This is a genomic window from Rhizobium sp. LC145 (genome assembly GCF_001005825.1).
Lineage (GTDB): Bacteria > Pseudomonadota > Alphaproteobacteria > Rhizobiales > Rhizobiaceae > Neorhizobium.
Genome location: NZ_LBHV01000001.1, coordinates 890,657 through 911,386 on the forward strand (window position 1 = coordinate 890,657; position 20,730 = coordinate 911,386).

General features: G+C 63.2%; 24 protein-coding genes. 19 read left to right on the forward strand and 5 right to left on the reverse strand.

The annotated features are described in order from the left end of the window. Nucleotides 1-73: 73 nt before the first annotated feature. From YH62_RS04515 to cimA, 7 genes are all read left to right on the forward strand, one after another. The gene (locus YH62_RS04515; protein ID WP_046792899.1) at nucleotides 74-814 is read left to right on the forward strand and encodes an SDR family NAD(P)-dependent oxidoreductase; all 741 of its coding nucleotides are present in this window, start codon (nucleotides 74-76) and stop codon (nucleotides 812-814) included. 324 nt (nucleotides 815-1,138) lie between these two features. After that, nucleotides 1,139-2,524 (forward strand): cysteine--tRNA ligase, encoded by a 1,386-nt coding sequence (cysS, locus tag YH62_RS04520; RefSeq protein WP_046792900.1) that lies wholly within the window; start codon nucleotides 1,139-1,141, stop codon nucleotides 2,522-2,524. Nucleotides 2,525-2,773: 249 nt separating this feature from the next. After that, nucleotides 2,774-3,256, forward strand: a complete 483-nt coding sequence (locus YH62_RS04530) for a GFA family protein (protein ID WP_046792902.1) — start codon at nucleotides 2,774-2,776, stop codon at nucleotides 3,254-3,256. Then, entirely contained in the window at nucleotides 3,253-3,735 is a 483-nt protein-coding gene (locus YH62_RS04535; protein ID WP_046792903.1) for a GFA family protein, read from the forward strand. The genes YH62_RS04530 and YH62_RS04535 overlap by 4 nt, the downstream gene beginning before the upstream one ends. Beyond that, a complete protein-coding gene (locus YH62_RS04540) occupies nucleotides 3,732-4,205 on the forward strand; it encodes a GFA family protein (RefSeq protein ID WP_046792904.1) in 474 nt (157 codons plus the stop codon). The genes YH62_RS04535 and YH62_RS04540 overlap by 4 nt, the downstream gene beginning before the upstream one ends. Continuing rightward, on the forward strand, nucleotides 4,202-5,164 hold the full coding sequence (gene pip, locus YH62_RS04545) for a prolyl aminopeptidase (RefSeq protein ID WP_046792905.1): 963 nt from the start codon (nucleotides 4,202-4,204) through the stop codon (nucleotides 5,162-5,164). The genes YH62_RS04540 and pip overlap by 4 nt, the downstream gene beginning before the upstream one ends. Before the next feature lie 242 nt (nucleotides 5,165-5,406). Continuing rightward, a complete protein-coding gene (gene cimA / locus YH62_RS04550; RefSeq protein ID WP_046792906.1) occupies nucleotides 5,407-7,023 on the forward strand; it encodes a citramalate synthase in 1,617 nt (538 codons plus the stop codon). A gap of 2 nt (nucleotides 7,024-7,025) precedes the next feature. On the opposite strand, the gene YH62_RS04555 is transcribed toward cimA, so the two are convergent. Further along, on the reverse strand, nucleotides 7,026-7,898 hold the full coding sequence (locus YH62_RS04555; protein WP_046792907.1) for a methyltransferase domain-containing protein: 873 nt from the start codon (nucleotides 7,896-7,898) through the stop codon (nucleotides 7,026-7,028). A gap of 126 nt (nucleotides 7,899-8,024) precedes the next feature. Between YH62_RS04555 and rarD the strand changes: the two genes are divergently transcribed. Then, a complete protein-coding gene (gene rarD / locus YH62_RS04560) occupies nucleotides 8,025-8,936 on the forward strand; it encodes an EamA family transporter RarD (protein WP_046792908.1) in 912 nt (303 codons plus the stop codon). Between the two features lie 32 nt (nucleotides 8,937-8,968). Here the strand turns inward: rarD and YH62_RS04565 are convergent, their stop codons facing one another. Further along, on the reverse strand, nucleotides 8,969-9,574 hold the full coding sequence (locus YH62_RS04565) for a TIGR00730 family Rossman fold protein (RefSeq protein WP_245282038.1): 606 nt from the start codon (nucleotides 9,572-9,574) through the stop codon (nucleotides 8,969-8,971). A gap of 165 nt (nucleotides 9,575-9,739) precedes the next feature. On the opposite strand from YH62_RS04565, the gene YH62_RS04570 reads away from it, so the two are divergent. The 6 genes from YH62_RS04570 to YH62_RS30430 all read left to right on the forward strand — a co-directional run bounded on the left by YH62_RS04570 (nucleotide 9,740) and on the right by YH62_RS30430 (nucleotide 15,810). Beyond that, nucleotides 9,740-11,557, forward strand: coding sequence for an Ig-like domain-containing protein (locus tag YH62_RS04570; RefSeq protein WP_046792910.1), 1,818 nt, complete (start codon nucleotides 9,740-9,742; stop codon nucleotides 11,555-11,557). A gap of 189 nt (nucleotides 11,558-11,746) precedes the next feature. Further along, nucleotides 11,747-13,636 (forward strand): ABC transporter ATP-binding protein/permease, encoded by a 1,890-nt coding sequence (locus tag YH62_RS04575; protein WP_046792911.1) that lies wholly within the window; start codon nucleotides 11,747-11,749, stop codon nucleotides 13,634-13,636. A 25-nt stretch (nucleotides 13,637-13,661) separates the two neighbouring features. Beyond that, a complete protein-coding gene (locus YH62_RS30015; RefSeq protein WP_156176928.1) occupies nucleotides 13,662-13,811 on the forward strand; it encodes a hypothetical protein in 150 nt (49 codons plus the stop codon). Between the two features lie 140 nt (nucleotides 13,812-13,951). Further along, a complete protein-coding gene (locus tag YH62_RS04580) occupies nucleotides 13,952-14,650 on the forward strand; it encodes a phosphatidylserine decarboxylase (RefSeq protein WP_046793049.1) in 699 nt (232 codons plus the stop codon). 12 nt (nucleotides 14,651-14,662) lie between these two features. Then, the gene (locus YH62_RS04585) at nucleotides 14,663-15,487 is read left to right on the forward strand and encodes a phosphatidylcholine/phosphatidylserine synthase (protein WP_046792912.1); all 825 of its coding nucleotides are present in this window, start codon (nucleotides 14,663-14,665) and stop codon (nucleotides 15,485-15,487) included. 182 nt (nucleotides 15,488-15,669) lie between these two features. Beyond that, the gene (locus tag YH62_RS30430; protein ID WP_170986289.1) at nucleotides 15,670-15,810 is read left to right on the forward strand and encodes a hypothetical protein; all 141 of its coding nucleotides are present in this window, start codon (nucleotides 15,670-15,672) and stop codon (nucleotides 15,808-15,810) included. Nucleotides 15,811-15,817: 7 nt separating this feature from the next. Here YH62_RS30430 and YH62_RS04590 read toward each other — a convergent pair whose 3' ends face one another. From YH62_RS04590 to YH62_RS04600, 3 genes are read right to left on the reverse strand one after another with little or no spacing between them, the layout of a single operon-like run. After that, on the reverse strand, nucleotides 15,818-16,432 hold the full coding sequence (locus YH62_RS04590) for a LysE/ArgO family amino acid transporter (protein ID WP_170986291.1): 615 nt from the start codon (nucleotides 16,430-16,432) through the stop codon (nucleotides 15,818-15,820). 38 nt (nucleotides 16,433-16,470) lie between these two features. Next, nucleotides 16,471-17,238, reverse strand: a complete 768-nt coding sequence (locus tag YH62_RS04595; RefSeq protein ID WP_046792914.1) for an SOS response-associated peptidase — start codon at nucleotides 17,236-17,238, stop codon at nucleotides 16,471-16,473. Nucleotides 17,239-17,269: 31 nt separating this feature from the next. Beyond that, complete coding sequence (locus YH62_RS04600) at nucleotides 17,270-17,596, reverse strand: YnfA family protein (protein ID WP_046792915.1); 327 nt, start codon at nucleotides 17,594-17,596, stop codon at nucleotides 17,270-17,272. 92 nt (nucleotides 17,597-17,688) lie between these two features. Here YH62_RS04600 and YH62_RS04605 point away from each other — a divergent pair, with 92 nt between their 5' ends. From YH62_RS04605 to YH62_RS04625, 5 genes are all read left to right on the forward strand, one after another. After that, entirely contained in the window at nucleotides 17,689-18,105 is a 417-nt protein-coding gene (locus tag YH62_RS04605; protein ID WP_046792916.1) for an NUDIX domain-containing protein, read from the forward strand. 36 nt (nucleotides 18,106-18,141) lie between these two features. After that, nucleotides 18,142-18,561 (forward strand): TIGR02301 family protein, encoded by a 420-nt coding sequence (locus tag YH62_RS04610; RefSeq protein ID WP_046792917.1) that lies wholly within the window; start codon nucleotides 18,142-18,144, stop codon nucleotides 18,559-18,561. A gap of 106 nt (nucleotides 18,562-18,667) precedes the next feature. Then, nucleotides 18,668-18,925 carry a hypothetical protein gene (locus tag YH62_RS04615; RefSeq protein ID WP_046792918.1) on the forward strand — a complete coding sequence of 86 codons (258 nt, stop codon included), beginning with the start codon at nucleotides 18,668-18,670 and terminating at the stop codon, nucleotides 18,923-18,925. A 16-nt stretch (nucleotides 18,926-18,941) separates the two neighbouring features. Beyond that, the gene (locus YH62_RS04620; protein ID WP_046792919.1) at nucleotides 18,942-19,712 is read left to right on the forward strand and encodes a hypothetical protein; all 771 of its coding nucleotides are present in this window, start codon (nucleotides 18,942-18,944) and stop codon (nucleotides 19,710-19,712) included. Nucleotides 19,713-19,874: 162 nt separating this feature from the next. Continuing rightward, entirely contained in the window at nucleotides 19,875-20,714 is an 840-nt protein-coding gene (locus tag YH62_RS04625) for a folate-binding protein YgfZ (RefSeq protein ID WP_046792920.1), read from the forward strand. Nucleotides 20,715-20,730: the final 16 nt, after the last annotated feature.

Consider the following 20,730-nt stretch of genomic DNA (forward strand, 5'->3'; position numbering starts at 1 on the left):
TGCACGCCGCACCGGCTCATCACACTATTTCACGGCGCATCACCTAGTATCGCGTCTCGGGGGATTAAATATCATGACGATCAATCTGAAGGACAGGATCGCGCTTGTTACCGGCGCATCGCGCGGCATCGGCTATTTCACGGCGCTGGCGCTCGCCAAGGCCGGCGCGCATGTGATCGCCTGCGCCCGCACCGTAGGCGGGCTGGAGGAACTCGACGACGCGATCAAGGCTGAAGGCGGTTCCGCCACTCTCGTCCCATTCGATCTCACCGACATGACCGCGATCGACCGGCTGGGCGCCTCCATCTTCGAGCGCTGGGGCAAGCTCGACATCCTGGTCGCCAATGCCGGCATTCTCGGCGTCATCTCCCCGATCGGCCATGTGGAAGCCAAGGTTTTCGAGAAGGTGATGCTCACCAACGTCACCGCCACGTGGCGGCTGATCCGCTCGGTCGAGCCGCTGCTCCTGAAATCCGACGCCGGACGCGCGCTCATCCTTTCCTCGGGCGCCGCGCACAAGTGCCGGCCGTTCTGGGGGCCTTACTCCGCCTCCAAGGCCGCCGTCGAGGCGCTTGCCCGCACCTGGGCGGCCGAACAGCAACGCACAGCGCTGCGGGTGAACAGCATCGACCCTGGCGCGACGCGCACGGCCATGCGCGCTCAGGCGATACCCGGCGAAGACCCGACCACGCTGCCGCACCCTTCCGAGGTGGCGGCCGCCATCCTGCCGCTCGCCTCTCCCGAGCTCACCGAAACCGGCAAGCTCTTCATCGCGCGAGAGAAAAAGTTCGTCGATTATCGGATGCCGGAGTAATTTTTCGCCGGGGAACGGCCTGCGGCGGAACGGATCGCGCAACTGCATCTTGACCAAACCCCTGGCCCGCGCCATAACCTCGCTCATGAAAACGGCGATTTCCATTTGTGGGATCATTATTCGCTAGCGCATTCGCTGGCCCGGCCGTTTTCGTCTCTCGAAAAGCCTTGAAGACAAACGCCCCGGCCAGAGCCGGACGCTTTCGTGTTCGTGGACGCGAAAGCATTCAGCTCCTAGTTGATGATGAGAGCGGGATGTCGTCCGAAAACCGCATACACTTTTCGGCATCCCGCTCAACGGCGGCTTGCTTTGGGAGATTTCTCGATGAGCGCAGCGCTCAAGCTCTACAATACGCTGACCCGCAAGGAGGCCGAGTTCCGGCCGATCGACCCGCAGAACGTGCGCATGTATGTCTGCGGCCCGACGGTCTACGACTATGCCCATATCGGCAACGCCCGACCGGCCATCGTCTTCGACGTGCTCTACCGGCTGCTCCGCCATGTCTATGGCGAGGCCCACGTCACCTATGCCCGCAACATCACCGACGTCGACGACAAGATCAACGCGCGGGCGCTGCGCGACCATCCCGGCCTGCCGCTCAACGAAGCAATCCGCCTCGTCACGGAAAAGACCGAGACGCAGTACCACGAGGACGTGAGGGCGCTCGGCTGCCTTGAGCCGAATATCGAGCCGCGCGCGACCGACAACATCCCGCAGATGATCGAGATCATCGAGAAACTGATCGCCCGCGGCCATGCCTATGTGGCCGGCGGCGAGGTGCTGTTCGACACGAAATCCATGACCGATTACGGCCAGCTCTCCAAGCGCCCGCTGGACGAACAACAGGCCGGCGCCCGCGTCGCGGTCGACGTACACAAGAAAACCCCCGGCGATTTCGTGCTGTGGAAGCTTTCGAGCCACAACGAACCCGGCTGGGAAAGCCCCTGGGGCCGCGGGCGACCCGGCTGGCACATAGAATGCTCGGCCATGAGCGGGCGCTATCTGGGCGAGGTCTTCGATATCCACGGCGGCGGGCTGGACCTCATCTTCCCGCATCATGAGAACGAGAACGCCCAATCACGCTGCGCCCACGGCACCGATGTGATGGCGAATGTGTGGATGCACAACGGCTTCGTGCAGGTCGAAGGCCGCAAGATGTCGAAGTCGGAAGGCAATTTCGTCACCATCTATGACCTGCTGCACACCGAGAAATTCGCCGGGCGCCAATGGCCGGGCGAAGTGCTGAGGCTCGCCATGCTGATGACGCATTACCGCGAGCCGATCGACTTCTCGGTGAAACGGCTGGAGGAAGCCGAGCGCCTGCTCTCCAAATGGCCTACCGCCGAGGCCGGCGATGCCGCGCCATGCGATACGGTTCTCGCTGCGCTTTCGGACGACCTCAACACGGTCGCCGCCGTGCAGGCGTTGCATGCGCTGGCCCAGGAAGCGCAAAGTGACCGAACACTTCTGCCCGTCTTCGCTGCGAGCGCCGACCTGCTCGGCGTGCTGCCGAAGCCGACGGAAATCGACGAGGCGGTCGCCGTCGAGATCGATGCCCGGGTGAAGGCGCGGCTCGAACTCCTGAAGGCGAAGAATTTCGCGGAAGCCGACAAGATCCGCGATACGCTCAGCGCCGAGGGCATCCAGCTCAAGGACGGCAAGGACCCGGCGAGCGGCGAGCGCGTCACGACCTGGGAGGTGAAGCGGTAGGATGGATCGAGTTGCGACACGCGTAATTACCCCCCTCTGCCCTGCCGGGCATCTCCCCCTCAAGGGGGGAGATTGGCAAGACGCACTCGCCTTCCAAAAAATCGATCCCTCTCTGCCTAATGACGGCAAACCAGAACGCGGCTTGAAGGCGGGACGTCGCCCCTATTCGATCTCCCCCCTTGAGGGGGAGATGCCCGGCAGGGCAGAGGGGGGTGCTGACCAGCGCTACCAGCATAATGAGGCTCGGCCATGACGCTCATCCATACCGGCGGATGCCAATGCGGAGCGGTCCGCTACCGTGCCGAAGGCGAGATCGGATTTCCGCATCTCTGCCATTGCCGCATGTGCCAGAAGGCTGCCGGCAGCTACTTCATGCCGCTCGGCGGCGTTAAGTACGAGAGCTTTTCCATCACGCGCGGCGAACCTGCCTGGTTCCAATCCTCGGAAACGGTGCTGCGCGGCTTTTGCGCGCAATGCGGAACGCCGCTCTTCTATGCCGGCGGCAGCGATCATATCAGCATCATGCTCGGCTCGCTCGACGATCCGGAAAGCGTGAAACCGAAGTTGCAGACCAATCTTTCGCATAAAATGTCCTGGTTCGGCGAGCTCGACGGCCTCAAGCACGCGGCGGAGATGGACATGACGCCGGAAGAGGAAAAAAGGGTTGCGGCAAGCAGCCGCCAGCATCCCGACCACGACACGGATACCTGGCCACCGGAGGATCGACCATGACCGCAACGGTCCGAACCGGCGGCTGCCAGTGCGGCGCGATCCGCTTCCGGCTTGCCGGCGAGCCGAAGAGCTCCTCGATCTGCCATTGCCGCATGTGCCAGAAGGCTTTCGGCGCCTATTACGCACCGCTGGTCGATGTCGGCGAGGCGGAGCTTTCCTGGACTCGCGGCAAGCTCAAACATTTCCGGTCCTCGAACCATGTTCTGCGCGGCTTCTGCGGAGACTGCGGCACGCCGATGACCTACGAGGCCGCGGACGGCATCGCGATCTCGGCCGGCAGTTTCGACGATCCGGCCGCGCTTCCGCCGGTCGTGCAGTTCGGGGTGGAGGGCAAGCTCGGCTTCGTCGACCACCTGCACGAACTGCCGGAACGGCACACCATGGAGGATATCGCCGCGGCTCCGTTCCTGGCAGATATCATTTCCTACCAGCATCCCGACCACGATACCGAAACCTGGCCACCGGAGAGATTGCGATGACCGAAAAGATCAGAACAGGCGGCTGCCAGTGCGGCGGCGTGCGCTTCCGCATCCATGGCGAACTCGGGCGCGCTTCCATCTGCCATTGCCGCATGTGCCAGAAGGCTTTCGGCGGCTTCTTCGGGCCACTCGTCAGTGCGCCCAAGGATGGGGTGGAGTGGACCCGCGGTGAACCGAAATATTTCCAGTCCTCGGTCAATATCGATCGCGGCTTTTGCGAAAACTGCGGCACACCGCTGACTTATCGATATCCGGGTGGACTCGAGCTTTCCATCGGCTCGTTCGATGACCGCGACGACCTCGCGCCGAAGATCCAGGTGAATTACGACTCTCATATCCCGTGGGTCACGACGATCTTCGAGCAGCCGATCCGCGACGCTATCGAGGACGCCAAGCAGGAGCAGATCATTTCTTTCCAGCATCCCGACCACGATACCGAAAACTGGCCTGAGAAAGGGCTGCATCTATGACAGAGTTGCTTCGCACCCTCTATCCGGAAATCGAGCCTTACGAGACGGGCCATCTCGATGTCGGCGACGGTCACTCGATCTACTGGGAAAGAGTGGGCACGCCCGGCGCCAAGCCTGCGGTCTTCCTGCATGGCGGACCGGCCGGCGGCATCAATCCCAACCAGCGGCGGCTCTTCGATCCCGAGCTCTACGACGTCATCCTCTTCGACCAGCGCGGCTGCGGCAAGTCCACTCCCTATGCCAGCACCGAGGCCAACACGACCTGGCATCTGGTCGCCGATATCGAGCGGCTGCGCGAGATGACCGGCGTCGAGAAATGGCTGGTCTTCGGCGGTTCCTGGGGCTCGACACTGGCGCTCGCCTATGCCGAAAAGCATCCCGAACGGGTAAGCGAACTCGTCGTGCGCGGCATCTATACGCTCACCAAGGCGGAGCTCGACTGGTACTATCAGTTCGGCGTGTCGGAAATGTTTCCGGACAAGTGGGAGGCCTTCGTGGCGCCCATTCCGGAAAACGAGCGGCACGAGATGATGCTCGCCTATCATCGCCGCCTCAATGGCCCTGACGAGGCGGAAGCGCTGCGCTGCGCCAAGGCCTGGAGCACCTGGGAAGGTTCGACCATCACGCTTCTGCCGGACCCTCAGCTCACCGCCGGCTTCGGAGAAGACCGTTACGCGATCGCCTTCGCGCGCATCGAAAACCACTTCTTCGTCAATGCCGGCTGGCTGGAGGAAGGGCAGTTGCTGCGCGACGCGGTGAAACTCAAGGGCATTCCCGGCACCATCGTGCACGGCCGCTACGACATGCCCTGCCCGCTGAAATACGCCTGGCAGCTTTCGAAGGCGTGGCCGGATGCGGATTTCCACATCATCGAGGGCTCGGGCCACGCGGTCTCGGAGCCTGGCATCACCGACCGGCTGATCCGCGCGACGGACAGGTTTGCGGGGAAGAGTCACTAAGGCAGGACATTTAAGAACTCCCCCTCTGGCCTGCCGGCCATCTCCCCCACAAGGGGGGAGAAAATCTGCGGCACCGGCTTCGCCAGATTGAACCCTCTTCCGTGGCTGGTGGCCATCGCCAGCGTTCCCGATGGAAGAAGAATGCAGCGGCTTGGTCTCTCCCCCCTTGTGGGGGAGATGGCCGGCAGGCCAGAGGGGGTCTATAACTCAGCAAGACACCTGCTCCGGCAGGAGGAGCGTCCATGACACGCGAACGCATCTATCTCTTCGACACGACGCTGCGCGACGGGCAGCAGACCCCCGGCGTGGATTTCTCGGTCGAGGACAAGATCGCCATCTCCAACCTGCTCGATGACTTCGGCATAGACTATGTCGAGGGCGGCTATCCAGGTGCCAACCCGACGGACACCGCCTTCTTCTCCGAGAAGCGCACGGAGAAATCGAAATTCGTCGCCTTCGGCATGACGAAGCGCGCAGGCATTTCCGCCTCCAACGATCCGGGCTTGAGCGTCCTTCTACAGGCAAAGAGCGACGCCATCTGCTTCGTCGCCAAGAGCTGGGACTATCATGTGCGCGTCGCGCTCGGCTGCACCAACGAGGAGAACCTCGAAGCGATCCGCGACAGCGTGATCGCCGCCCGCAGCACGGGCAAGGAGGCAATGGTCGATTGCGAACATTTCTTCGACGGCTACAAGGCCAATCCGGCCTACGCACTCGCCTGCGCCAAGACTGCCCATGACGCCGGAGCGCGGTGGGTCGTGCTCTGCGACACCAATGGCGGCACACAGCCGAACGAGGTGCGCGAGATCGTCGCCGCGGTGATCGCCTCGGGTATTCCGGGCAGCTCGCTCGGCATCCATGCCCATGACGACACCGGCCAGGCGGTCGCCAATTCGCTGGCGGCCATCGAGGCGGGCTGTCGGCAGATCCAGGGCACGCTGAACGGCATTGGCGAACGCTGCGGCAATGCCAATCTCGTGACGCTGATCGCCACGCTTGCCCTGAAAGAGGTCTATTCCAGCCGCTTCGAGACTGCCATCGACCCTGACCGGCTGACCGGCCTGACGGTGCTGAGCCATGCCTTCGACGAATTGCTCAACCGCTCGCCGAACCACCAGAGCCCTTACGTCGGAGCCTCCGCCTTCGCCACCAAGGCCGGCATCCATGCCTCGGCGCTTCTGAAGGACCCGCGCACCTACGAGCATGTGACGCCGGAAAGCGTGGGCAATTTCCGCAAGGTCATGGTTTCCGACCAGGGCGGCAAGTCGAACTTCATCAATGCGCTGAAGCGGCGCGGCATCGAGGTTGCCAAGGACGATCCGAAGCTGGATCAGCTCATCTCAATCGTCAAGGAACGCGAGGCATCCGGCTATGCCTACGAGGGGGCGGACGCGAGCTTCGAACTGCTTGCGCGCCGCACGCTCGGCACTATCCCGGAATTCTTCTCCGTCGAAGGTTTTCGCGTGATGGTCGAACGGCGTTTCGACTCCCACGGCCGTATCAAGATCGTCTCGGAAGCGGTGGTGACGATCGCAATCGACGGCCAGACGCTGATGTCGGTCGCGGAAGGCGACGGCCCGGTCAACGCGCTCGACCTCGCGCTGCGCAAGGATTTCGGCAAGTATCAGCACGAGATCGATGACCTCGTGCTGGCGGATTTCAAGGTGCGTATCCTGAACGGCGGCACTGAGGCGATCACCCGCGTGCTGATCGAATCCACCGATTCGAGCGGGGTGCGCTGGTGGACGGTGGGCGTTTCGGAAAACATCATCGACGCCTCGTTCCAGGCGCTGATGGATTCCGTCATCTACAAGCTGATGAAGAACCGCGAACTTGCGGGGAAGATCGCTGCGGAGTGAGGTCAGGGCTCCTCGAACGAAAGGCCCCAATCCTCCTCACTATACCACTCACCCTCCGGGCGCGGTTTCCGCCAGCGAAAGCTGCGGACCTGATAGGCTCGGCGGCTGCGGAAAGCATCCGCCAGCCCCTCGTGACGGCCGGGCGGCGGCGAACCCAATCCTTCCGCCCAGACGAAGCTGACCGATTGCAGGAAGCGCGCGCCGAACGAACGAGCCATGCGGTCGATCAGCAAAAAGGCTCCCGCGCGTGTAAAACCGGTCGGCTTGCCATTCTCGAAGCCGGGAATGCCGAGCGGGAACAGGAGCCTGCCACTGATCGCCAGATTGTCGATCCAGGCTGCCGGCGGATGGTCGAGGGCAAAGTTGACATAGATGACATCGGCATCCGACTTCGGCCACTCCCTCGCATCGCCCGCGACAACCTCCACGTTGGAATAGCCTTTCAGGCTTGCCCGCGCGCGGTCGGCAAGCGCCGGGTCGAACTCCACCGCAAGCACCTTGCCGGACGAACCGACGAGTTCCGCGAGGATCGCCGTGTAATAGCCGGTACCGGCGCCGAGATGGACGACGGTCTCACTCTCGCGGATTTTAAGCGCGTGAAGTGCCGAGGCATGCAGCGAGGGCATTCCGTTGTTGACGCCTCTTTCGGTATCGAGACCGATCAGGAGGTCCTGATAAAGAACCACCGGGTCGGTCGACGCCATCTCGCGGTATTTCCGGAAATCGTTGAATATCCAGGGCGGCGGACCGATGAATGCCTCCCGCGGCACCCTCGAAAAGGCATTCATGAGCCTTGCATTTCCCGAAACGCCGGCCTTGGCCAGAATCTGCCTGGCGTAAATTCGCCGGTGGATCGGCTGCTCTTCGAAATCCATTCCTTCCTCCCCTTCACGCGCATGGATGAACGCTACGCAATCAATGCTTCACTGAAATGAATTGGTTCGCCGTGCCCTATTCCTTTAAAGCAGGACCATAACCAGAACATATCCCGGAAACATCCCATGGCTACCGATACCATGCCCGACGCGGCAAAGAACGAGGATTCCGCGCGTGGCTTCGCCTTCGCGCTCTCGGCCTATTTCCTCTGGGGCTTCCTGCCGATCTACATGAAGGCGGTGGGGCATATACCGGCCATGGAAGTGCTGGCGCATCGGGTGATCTGGTCGGTGCCGGTCGCCGGCCTGGTGCTGCTCGTGCTCGGCCGCACCGCCGATATCAAGGCGGCGATCCGCTCTCCCCGCACCCTGATGATGGCAGGACTTACCGCAGCGCTCATCACCGTGAACTGGCTCACCTATATCTGGGCGATCAGCGCCGGGCACGCGCTCGATACGGCGCTCGGCTACTTCATCAATCCCCTCTTCAGCATCTTTCTTGCGGCCGTGCTCTTGAAGGAGAAGCTCTCGCCGATGCAGCTCGCGGCGATCGCGCTGGTGGTCGTCGCCGTCGCGATCCTGACCTTCGAGGCCGGGGGCCTCCCCTGGGTGGCGCTGGTGCTGATGGTAACCTGGGGTTTCTACGCCTTCTTCCGCAAGACGCTGCCGGTCGGCCCCAACCAAGGCTTTTTCCTGGAAGTGATCATCCTCTGCCTGCCCTGCCTCTTCTACATCCTCTATCTCGAAGGCAGCGGCGAGGGCCATCTCGTCGGGACGAGCGTTTCCGACAGCCTGCTTCTGATCGCCAGCGGCGTGGTGACCGCGATTCCGCTGATCATGTATGCCAACGGCGCCAAGCTGCTCAGGCTCTCCACCATCGGCCTCATGCAGTACATAGCGCCGACGATGATCTTCCTGATCGCCGTCTTCGTGTTCCACGAGGAGCTCAGCACGACGAAGCTCATCGCCTTCGCGCTGATCTGGACGGCGCTGCTCGTCTATTCCTGGCCGATGATCCGCAACGCACGCGGGCGCTGAACACGCCCGCTACACCCCTTATCGTCTGGTCCCTACAGTCTGGAGATCACCGCCTCCTCGCCCGCGGCGGGGCGCTCGCCATTGCTGAACTCGAGGATGGCGGGAACGATATCCTCCACCTCGGCGATCACCATCGGCTGGACCAGGTGCTCGCGGTGGATGAAGCCCTGCTCGCGCATGTGCTGGATGAGGTCCAGCATCGGGTCCCAGAATCCGCCGATATTGGCGAAGACCATCGGCTTCTCGTGGCGGCCGAGCTGCGCCCAGGTCATGATCTCGACGATCTCCTCCAGGGTGCCTATGCCTCCCGGCAGGGTGACGAAGGCATCGGCCTTCTGAAACATCGTATGCTTGCGGGCGTGCATGTCTTCCGTCACAATCAGCTCGTCGAGCTGCCCCAGAGAGTGTCGGGTGGCCTCCATATCGACAAGAAACTCGGGAATGATGCCGGTGACCTGACCGCCGTTCGACAGAACGCCGGAAGCGACCGCGCCCATGATACCCTTTGTGCCGCCGCCATAAACGAGGCGCAGGCCGTGGGTGGCAATGGATTTTCCCAGAGCGCGTCCGGCGGCAATATAAGCCGGATCGCGTCCCGGCTGAGAGCCGCAGTAAACGCAGATGGATCGAATCGGCACAATTTTCTCCGTGAAGTACAAGAAGATCAGGCGAGATTACGCCCAAACGACAAAAGTGACCGGAAAGTCCGGCAAGAGCAAGGGTTTATAGTGTGAAAAGCTTGTGAACGCAGGCCGAAAAGACTATCCGGATAATGGCGACTTACGCCGCCTGGAGAGACATTGATGATGAATAACCGTGCCGGCTGGCTCGCTCTGTCTGTACTTGCCGCAGCAACTTTGCTGATGGTGTTCTTCGTTCTGCCGCGGATTTCCAATGAAGCGAAACCTGTCGGCGAGGCGATCAATGCGGCCGGCACGGCCATCAAGGAAGCGGTGACCGAGGGCGGCGCGGCAGAGAGGGAACTCGTCGAGCCGCCGGCAGTCGCCGAAAAGGCGGTAAAGCCCGCAGAGCCCGCGCCCGGCCAAACCGCAGCGAACCAGCCCGCCACGCAATCCGCACAGCAACAGCAGCCCGCCTCCCCGGTTATGCCGTCCTTCGACGTGCTGCGCGTTGAGCCGAACGGCTCCACGGTGATCGCCGGCAGCGCAGAGCCGGGCTCCAAGCTCGAAATCTCGGACGGCAAGACCGTGATCGCCAAGGTCGAGGTCGGCCCCAGCGGCGATTTCGCCGCAGTGCTCGACACCCCCTTGAAGCCGGGCGAACACGAGTTGGTGCTGAAGGCAACCGGCCCGGACGGCCGCAGCGTCACCTCCGAGGAAACCGCTACCGTTTCCATTCCCCAGGATCGCGCCGGAAAACTGCTCGCCCTGGTGACGAAGCCCGGCAAGGCTAGCCGTCTCATCGCCGTCCCCGGTACCGAGACTCCAGCCGGCCAACCCGCGACCGGGGCAATCACCGCTCCGACCGCGGAAACGGCGGCCGCAAGCCCCGCCCCCGCGACAGGCTCCACACCGGCGTTGCCGGAAGCATCTTCCGGCCTCGTCGCCTCCGCGCCGCCCATTCCGGCCGCACCGGGTGCCGCGGCAGGCGCCGTCGCTCCCGAACTGGCGCAGGCACTCAAGGTCACGGCCGTCGAAATCGAGGGAAGCAAGATCTTCGTTGCCGGCCTCGCCAAGCCGAACGCCTCCCTGCGCGGAGAAGCCGACGGCAAGCCGATCGGCAAGGCCACCGCCGATGGAAACGGCCACTTCGTGATCGAGGGAACCGCCGACCTCACGATCGGCGACCATACCATCAGCGTCGAAACGGTGGGGCCGAACGGCCAGGTGCAGCTGCGCGTCGAAGTTCCCTTCAACCGGCCTTCCGGAGAACAGATCGCCGCCGTTGCCGGACCGCGGTCCTCGCAGGAGCTGTCGCCCATCGACGGCGGCGCCTTCGACAAGCTGCGCAACGATGTGGCACGCGCCTTCGACATTCTGCGCGGCCTTTATGCGGATGGGCGTGAGCCTTCCATGGAAGAACTCGCCGCTGCCCGTTCCGCTACCGGCATCGCCCTGAAATCGCTTTCCGAGTATCGCGTGCCGGTCGACGCGATCCCTTCGGTGAAGGCGATCGCCGAAAAGACCGCCGTCGAAGCGAGCAAGGCGCTTGCCGCGCTCGATACGCTGCCGAAGGAGATCAACGCGGTGGGCACGGGCTTAGCGGGCATCAGCGACATGATCGCCCAGGCCATCGGTCCGGTGATCGCCAAGGGGCTCGAGGAGAGCGAAACCGCCGCAGCCGAGCCGGCTGCCGCAACGCCGGCTCCGCAGACTGCGCCGGCAGCCGCCGAGAGCGCAGCCGGCACCCCGACGATCGCCCAGGCGCCGCTCACGCCGAGCGAGCAGAATTCGGTGATCATCCGACGCGGCGACACGCTGTGGCAGATTTCCCGCCGCATCTATGGCCAGGGCGTCCGCTATACGACGATCTATCTGGCCAACCAGGACAAGATCGCCAATCCGGACATCATCCAGCCGGGGCAGACTTTCGAAGTTCCGAACGAAGCGCTGCCCGATGCGGAGGAAGTGCATCGCACGCGCCTGCGGCAGAAGAGCTGAGACCGGCGATAAAGATTTACGGAAGGGCAGCGGATTCGCTGCCCTTTTTTCATGAGGCCCCACCGTGAGCTCTTGACCGGCCGGAGGCGGTGAGCTGGCCTCGAACTTTCACAATCACGTCATTGCAAGCTTCGCTTCTCCGTCCTATGTGCCGGGAAACGTTTTTTGCCCGCCGGCGCGGAGAGATTCATGGCAGACCGGAAAAAGACCGTATCGGCGGATTCCAGCAATCCGCTGGGAACCCTCGTCAACCTATGGCCCTATATGTGGCCGGCAGACCGGCCCGATCTCAAGGCGCGGGTGATCTGGGCGACCTTCTACCTCTTCCTTGCCAAGTTCGTGCTGCTCGCGGTGCCCTATTTCTTCAAGTGGGCGACCGATGCGCTGAACGGCCGGCTCGACATGGCGGGCATACTGCCGGCCTTCCTGCTCGGCGCGACCGTGCTCGTCATCGCCTACAATCTCACCCGCATCCTCCAGGTCGGCCTCAATCAGCTTCGCGACGCGCTTTTCGCTTCTGTCGGCCAATATGCGGTGCGCCAGCTCGCCTACAGAACGTTCGTGCACATCCACCGGCTTTCGCTGCGCTTCCATCTGGAGCGCAAGACCGGCGGCCTTTCGCGCGTCATCGAGCGCGGCACCAAGGGCATCGAGACCATCGTCCGCTTCACCATCCTCAACTCGGTGCCGACACTGCTCGAATTCCTGCTCACCGCCGTGATCTTCTGGGCGAGCTACGGCTTCACCTACGTCCTCGTCACGGCCGTCACCGTCTGGGCCTATGTCTGGTTCACGGTGCGGGCCAGCGACTGGCGCATCTCGATCCGCCGGGCGATGAACGACAGCGACACCGAGGCCAACACGAAGGCGATCGACTCCCTTCTCAACTACGAGACCGTCAAGTATTTCGGGAACGAGGAGATGGAGGCGAAGCGCTTCGATGCCTCCATGGCGCGCTACGAGAAATCAGCGACCGAGGTCTGGACTTCGCTCGGCTGGCTCAACTTCGGCCAGGGGCTGATCTTCGGTCTCGGCACGGCGGTGATGATGGTGATGTCGGCGCTTGCCGTACAGCGCGGCGAGCAGACCATCGGCGATTTCGTCTTCGTCAACGCGCTGCTGCTGCAGCTTTCCGTGCCGCTCAACTTCATCGGCTTCGTCTATCGTGAAATCCGCCAGGGGTTAACCGATATCGAGCAGATGTTCGACCTCCTGGAAGTCGAGGCGGAGGTGGAGGACCGGCCCGACGCCGAGGCGCTCGACATTCGCCAGGGCGCGATCGCCTTCAAGGACGTGCATTTCGCGTACGATCCGGACCGGCCCATCCTCAAGGGCATTTCGTTCGAGGTGCCAGCCGGCAAGACCGTGGCGATCGTCGGCCCATCGGGGGCCGGCAAATCGACGATCTCGCGCCTGCTCTACCGTTTCTACGACGTGCAGAAGGGCGCGGTCACCATCGATGGCCAGGACGTGCGCGAGGTCACCCAGAAGTCGCTCCGGGCAGGCATCGGAATGGTGCCGCAGGATACGGTGCTCTTCAACGACACCATAGCCTACAACATCCGCTACGGACGCCCTTCCGCCAGCGACGAGGACGTTGAGACCGCGGCCGAGGTGGCGCAGATAGGCAACTTCATCCGGCGCCTCCCGCAGGGTTTCAAGACCACGGTCGGCGAACGCGGGCTGAAGCTCTCGGGCGGGGAAAAGCAGCGCGTGGCGATTGCCCGCACCATCCTCAAGGCGCCACCGATCCTGATCCTCGACGAGGCGACATCGGCGCTCGACACCACGACCGAACACGAGATCCAGTCCGCGCTCGATACCGTTTCGAAGAACCGCACGACGCTGGTCATCGCACATCGGCTGTCGACGGTCATCCATGCCGACGAGATCATCGTGCTGCGCGACGGGCAGATCGCCGAGCGGGGGAACCATGCCTCGCTGCTTGCCGCCAACGGGCTCTACGCCTCCATGTGGAACCGCCAGCGCGAGGCGATCCAGGCCGAAGAACATCTGCGCCAGGTGCGCGAGAGCGACGATCTCGGCATCATCGCGCGCGGCCAGCCGGCGGCGGAATGATCTTTCTCAAGTTTAAGGTGGAAGCATGAGTATCAAGAGAACAACGAAATATTCCTGGAAAAGAGCGCTCCTGGCCGGCGGCCTCGTGGCCGCCTATCTGGTCGTATGGACACTCTACGGCTCGCCGCTGCTCGCGCTGACCACTTGGCTCGGCTGGGTGGAGCCGCAGCCGTAGGGCTCACTAGGGCATTGCGGGGCGGCGCTTTGCCGCGACTGGCATCAAGCTCCACCTGTGGTCGAGCGCGGGAACCGCATTGCCGCCCAGGCGGTTTCCTTGTAGTCAGTTGGCACTGACAAAGCAGGAGACGCCGGTTGATCAACCTCTTCGACACCATTCGCAACACGCTCGTTCCCGTCCACAAGGAAGGCTATATCTTCGTCGCGGCCTTCTTCCTGGCTTCGCTGATCCTCGGCTGGATTGCCGAGCCGCTGTTCTGGATCGGCCTGGTGCTGACGCTCTGGTGCGCCTATTTCTTCCGTGATCCGGAACGGGCGGTGCCGCAGGACGATGACCTCGTGCTCAGCCCCGCCGATGGCCGCATCTCCCATGTCGCGGCGGTCGTGCCGCCGGCGGAGCTCGGTCTCGGCTCCGAGCCCATGCTGCGCATCTCCGTGTTCATGAACGTGTTCGACTGCCACATCAACCGCTCTCCGGTACGCGGACAGGTGACGCAGATCGAATACCGGGCCGGCCAGTTCATCAATGCCGAACTCGACAAGGCGAGCGACGACAACGAGCGCAACGGCCTGGTGATCGAGACCCGTCACGGCAAGATCGGCGTCGTGCAGATCGCCGGCCTCGTCGCGCGGCGCATCGTCTGCTGGGTGAAGCCCGGCGAGCCGGTCGACGCCGGCGAGCGCTTCGGCCTGATCCGCTTCGGCTCGCGGCTCGACGTCTTCGTGCCGGAAGGCGCCCAGCCGCGCGTTACGGTCGGGCAGAAGGCCATCGGCGGCGAAACCGTGCTTGCCGAGTTCGGTTCGGCCAAGGGCCCCATCGTCAGCCGCCGCAGCTAAGGGAGGCGCAGCATGGAAACGCCCGTTTCTCCTCCCGAACCCAGCCGTTCCGGCGATGAGGGCCGCGGCCCGAGGCTGAGGGAAATCCCGCTTCGGCTGGTCGTGCCCAACCTCATCACGGTGCTTGCCATCTGCGCGGGCCTCACCGGCATACGGCTCGCCTTCGAGGGACGGTTCGAGCTTGCGGTGGGCATGGTCCTGCTGGCCGCCTTCCTCGACGGTATAGACGGCCGCGTGGCGCGGCTCCTGAAGGCCACGTCGAATTTCGGCGTGCAGATGGATTCGCTTGCCGACATCATCAATTTCGGCGTGGCGCCGGTGCTGGTCTCCTATGCTTTCCTGCTTGACGGAGCCCGTTCGCTCGGCTGGATCGCCGCGCTGATCTATGCGATCGCCGCCGGCCTGCGGCTTGCCCGGTTCAACGTCATGGCGGAGCGCGAACAGAAGGCCGCCTGGCAGGCGGAATTCTTCGTCGGCGTTCCGGCACCCATGGGCGCCATGCTGGTGCTCCTGCCGGTCTATCTCGGCTTTCTCGGCGTCGAGCCCTCGCCGGTCTTCGTCTATGGCAGCACGGCCTATACGGTACTGATCGGCTATCTTCTGGTGAGCCGCCTCCCGGTCTGGTCCGGCAAGGCCGAAACCAGCAAGATCCGCCGCGACCTGATGCTGCCGATCCTGCTCGTCATGGTGCTCTATGTGGCGCTTCTCATGAGCTACACCTGGGAAGTTCTGGTGGTCACGGTCGTCGCCTACCTCATCATGCTGCCGTTCAGCGCGCGCGCCTGGAAGAAGCGCTACGGCACACTGACGATCGAGGACGAGAGCGCCAACGTCTAAGGCGTCCTGAAACGCTCCTAACGGGAAAATTGCAACTTTCCCGCAACAGTTCCCCACCAGATGAAACTCTCGGCAGGCGGCCCCATGCGGGCCGCCTTGTCTGTCACGATTCCGCCCTGTTTTATGCGAAGAGGCGCGATTGCGATCAACGCAACAACAGATTCGCGTGTGTGAGGAGAACCATGAGCACAGACAAGCCAGCAGCAGCCAACGAACCGGCCAAGCCCGAGCAGAGCACACCCTACCGTCCGCTCGGCCTCAAGGCCGTGGTGGCGGCCGCGCTGATGCTGAACCGCAAGCCGAAGCTCAACCCGGCTCGCTGACCGGCGATTACCCGCGCAGGAAACTTGCCAACAGGCTGAGCGCGAGCAATGTCATCACCAGGCCGATGATGACATCCAGGATCCGCCATGCAGCGGGCTTTGCAAAGAGCGGCGCGAGAAATCGCGCCCCATATCCCAGGCCGAAGAACCAGACGAACGAAGAGATCGCCGCCCCTATCCCGTAGGCGAGCCGCTCGACGCCCTCGAAAGCGGCCGAAAGGCTGCCGAGCAGCACTACCGTGTCCAGATAGACGTGCGGATTGAGGAAGGTGAAGGCGAGACATGTCAGCACCGCCGCTTTCAGCCCCATGCTTTCCGGCGCGCCCGAAATCATGGCGGCCGGCTTGAGCGCGCGGCGAAACGCCATGACGGCGTAGCTTGCGAGGAACACGGCCCCGCCGAGCGTCACCACCGCAATCAGCATCGGCGACCGCGATACCAGGGTGCCGAGACCGGCGACGCCTGCGGCAATCAAGAGCGCATCGGAAAGCGCGCAGATCAGGCACAGAACGAACACATGGCTGCGGATGAGCCCCTGGCGCAGGATGAAGGCATTCTGGGCGCCGATGGCGATGATGAGGGACGCACCGAGAGCGAAGCCGGAAAGACCGGCGGAGAGCAGTGGCATTGGGAATTATCCGTTATGGGAAGCCGGGAGGATCAGAAGAGCGACATCTGACTGTCGTCCGATTTCGGCTTCTTGGGAGGCTCCTCCTCCGGAAGCGCCGCCGCTATCGGCTTCTGCAGCTCGGGTCCCATGTTCGAAACCTTGTTGACGAGGTCGGAGACGGGCAAGGCCTCGAAGAAATCCTCTTCAGCCGGCCGCATCAGATCGGCGACATCGCGCGGCTCCTGGATCTTGCATTCGAGCCAGCGGGAAAAATCCTCCGGCTGGATGACGATCGGCATCCGCTCGTGGATATGCCGTATGGAGGCGTTCGCAGCCGTCGTCATGATCGCCGCCGTATCCACTTCCGAGCCGTCGGCGGAAGACCAGGTCTCCATCAGGCCGGCGAACGCGATCACGCCGCCGCGTCTCGGACGCACCCAATAGGCCTGGGGCTTTAGGCCGCTCTCCTTCGGCGGCCTTCGCCATTCATAGAAGCCGGAGGCCGGAACCAGGATGCGCCGGTGGCGCATGGCCGCCCGAAAGGATGCCTTGCCGACGGCCGTTTCGGCGCGGGCGTTGATGAGCAGTGGAAAATCCTTCGGGTCCTTTACCCAGCCGGGAAGAAAGCCCCAGCGCGCCAACAATGCCCGCCGTTCCGGCAGATTGCTGCCCGGTTCCTGCTTGTCACTGGCGATCACCACGAGGATTGGCTGGGTCGGCGCGATGTTGTAGCGGGCCGGAAAATCCTCCGAACCCAGCAGGCCGAAGAATTCGGAAAATTCCTTGGGAGTGGCTGTCAGGGCAAAGCGTCCGCACATGCGGCTTTCATCGCACTCGCGCCCGACAGGGTCAAGCGCTACGCGGCCCGAACAGAATGACTGTGGCGCCGAACAGGCAGAGCGCTGCCCCGGCGACATCCCAGCGGTCGGGCAAGCGCCCCTCCACGCTCCACAGCCAGAGAAGCGAAGCCAGGATATAGATGCCGCCATAGGCCGCGTAGGCCCTGCCGGCCGCCTCGGCGGGCACCAGCGCCAGCGCCCAGGCGAAGAGCGCCAGCGAGAGCATTCCCGGCAACAGCCACCAGATGGGCTTTTCCAGCCGGAGCCACGCCCAGAAGGCGAAGCAGCCAGCGATTTCGGCAAGGGCGGCAAAGGCATAAAGGGCGTAGGTCTTCACACTACCTCCGACTCGCGATTCAGGTTTTGCTTTTCGCGGGTGTCTTTGCGTCGTAACCTAGACGGGCAAACCGTGACAATACCCGGAATATAATGTCCCCCTCACCACAAGCAGCTTCATCCGCCATTCTGGAACGCGACGGCAGGTTTCTGCTGATCCGACGCATGAACCCGCCTTCGGCCGATCTCTACGCCTTTCCCGGCGGCAGGGCGGAGCCTGGGGAAACGCCGGAACAGACCGCACTCAGGGAATTCTTCGAGGAAACCGGGATCGAGGCGCGCAATCCGGTACTTTTTGCGACCTACGACCTCAACGGCGACAAGGACGACGACCGCCACTTCTTCCTTTCCGTCTTCCGGGTGGAGGCGGATGTGGGCACGGAAGCCATCGCCGCCGATGACGCGGCCGATTCGGGATGGTATTCGATCGAGGAGATCCGGACGCTGCCGGTGCCGCCGAGCGTGCTCGAATGCGCCGAGATGCTGGCGGCGATCCGCGATGCAGGATAAAAGTCACCGCCCTCGTTTCGCGGCCAGAGACGCTTCATGATTCGATTGCCGAAATTTCCGACCAGCCTGCTTCTGCTCCTCGCGCTTTCGGCGTCTCCCCTTTCGGCGCAACCGGCCCGCAACGGCGAATCGCCTCCCTCGGTGGGAGAAAAGCCCGCTCCCTATGACGACCAGCTATCGCGGCTCGCTGAAATCCTGGGCTCGGTGCATTATCTGCGTACGCTGTGCGGCGCGCCGGCTTCCGACTGGCGTCAATTCATGCGGCAATTGCTGGACTCCGACACCGCAAGCGAGCCAAAACGCCGCGAAAAGCTGACCGCGGCCTTCAATCGCGGCTATCGCACTTTCGCCGCTATTCACACTTCCTGTACTCCGGCTGCGCGCACGGCTGAGGAAAGATACCGTAACGAAGGCGCAACACTGGCCGCAGAAATCGCCGCACGCTTCGGAAATTAGCGGATTATTTACCTCTTTTTTCGGCAGACCGTGTCGTTTTGATAAAAGGCTGGTAGAGTTGTTAACGGGGCAGTAAGTAACTGACGGGCCACCGAAGGATAGACGAATGCAGACAAGCCGCAACGACATCGATGACATGATTGTGCACGAGAAGATGCAGGCTGCCTTGGAATATCAGACGGAGGCCTGGGCCGGCGGCATGGCCGACGGCATCGAGCCGGAAATCATTGCCGACGCCGCGATTGCATTCGCCATGCGTGAAACCATTCGCCTCCACGGTGAAATGGGAGCGGAAGCCATGCTCGAGGCACTCAAGACCCGGATGTTGGCAGGCGAATTTTCTCCTGAGCGCACGATTCAGTAAACGGCCGAGGTTTCCCATGCGGAACGCGGCGGACACGCATTCCTCCCCTCTTTTCACGAGGCTTCTCGGCGCGACGGCTGTCGTCGTTCTTCTCGCCGCAAGCTCTCCCGCATTCGCGCTTTCGGAGCTGCAGCAGACGATCGAATCGAACGCTGGCGAATCGGATACCGGCGAACAGGCCGGCGATGCGGCGCCGGATATCGACCGTCCGGGGCTTCCCATGCCCGATCCGCTGGTCGACCGGTCCCGCGCCCAGGCCGAGACGGTGGAGCAACCCGCAGAGAGCAGTGAACCCGCCGCCGAACAGACGGACGAGACCGCCGCTCCTGTCGAAATCATCCGCGATTTTTCGACCTTGCCCGAGCCGGTGCGCCGGATGCGCGAGCTCATGATCGAAGCGGCCGCTTCGGGCGACATCGAAAGAATGCGGTCGCTCATGAATCCCGGGCCGAATCAAACACAGCTGAACGGCGAGGGCGACGACCCAGTCGAGGCGCTCAAGGGCTATTCGGGCGACGCGGACGGACAGGAAATCCTGGCGATCCTCATCGACCTCCTTTCGACCGGCGCGGTGCACCTCGATGCCGGGACACCGGAAGAGGCCTATGTCTGGCCCTATTTCGCCGGCAAGACGCTTTCCTCCCTCACGCCCCCCGAGCGGGTGGAGCTGTTGCGGATCGTGACCGCCGGTGACCTCATGAACATGGAAGAAACCGGCAACTACAATTTCTACCGCGTCGGCATCACGCCGGACGGCCAGTGGAAATTCTTTTCCGGCGGCGATTGAGGCAGGCAGCGGAAACCTTGTCGGAGGTTCCGCGAAGGCTTACTTCTCTCCCAAACGCATGTCGCGCAAAAAGCGTAGCGGTTTTGCGACCACGACATGCGCAAAATAGAGCGTGCGAATCTGAAGGATCACGCCGCGCTTTAATGAACCGGAACCGACGCCATGCCCACAGCCTACCTTCCCGAGCGAAGCTTCATCCGCCTTTCCGGCAGGGATGCGGAGGACTTCCTCCAGAACCTGATCACAACCGACGTGGTTTCGCTGCCCGCCGGCGAAGCCCGGCCCGGAGCCCTGCTCACACCGCAGGGCAAGATCATGTTCGATTTCCTGATCTGGCGCGAAGGCGAGGGTTTCGTCATCGAAACCGACCTTGCGCAACGCGACGGGCTCTTGCGCCGCCTTACCATGTACAAGCTCAGGGCGGCGATCGAACTCTCCGCCAGCGCGGAGGAAGGCGTCACCGTTAGCTGGGGCGAGGAAGCTGCTGACGGCATTGTCGATATCCGCTTCGCCAAGGCAGGCATCCGCCTGGCGCGCGTTCCCGGCCAGCACCGGGAAGGGCAGGAAGACGCCTATGACGCTCTGCGGATCGAGGCCGGCATCGCCGTTTCCGGAGCCGATTTCGCGCTGCAGGACGCGTTTCCCCACGATGTGCTTCTGGACCTGACGGATGGGCTTTCCTTCCGCAAGGGCTGCTATGTGGGGCAGGAAGTCGTCTCCCGCATGCAGCATCGCGGCACGGCGCGGCGGCGGGTGGCGCAGGTGCGGGGAGAAGCGCTGCTTCCCCCTTCCGGCATCGAAATCACTGCCGGGGGCAAGCCTGTCGGCACGCTCGGCTCGGTTGCCGGCAATCGCGGGCTCTCGATTGTGCGCATCGACAGGGTGGGCGATGCGCTCGCGCGCGGCCTGCCGATCCTTGCCGGTGACGTGCCCGTGGAACTTGCCCTGCCCGCCTGGAGCGGCCTTGCCTTCCCCGCAGGGGCGCAAGAGGCTGAACAGTGAGCATTTCCGGCAAGGC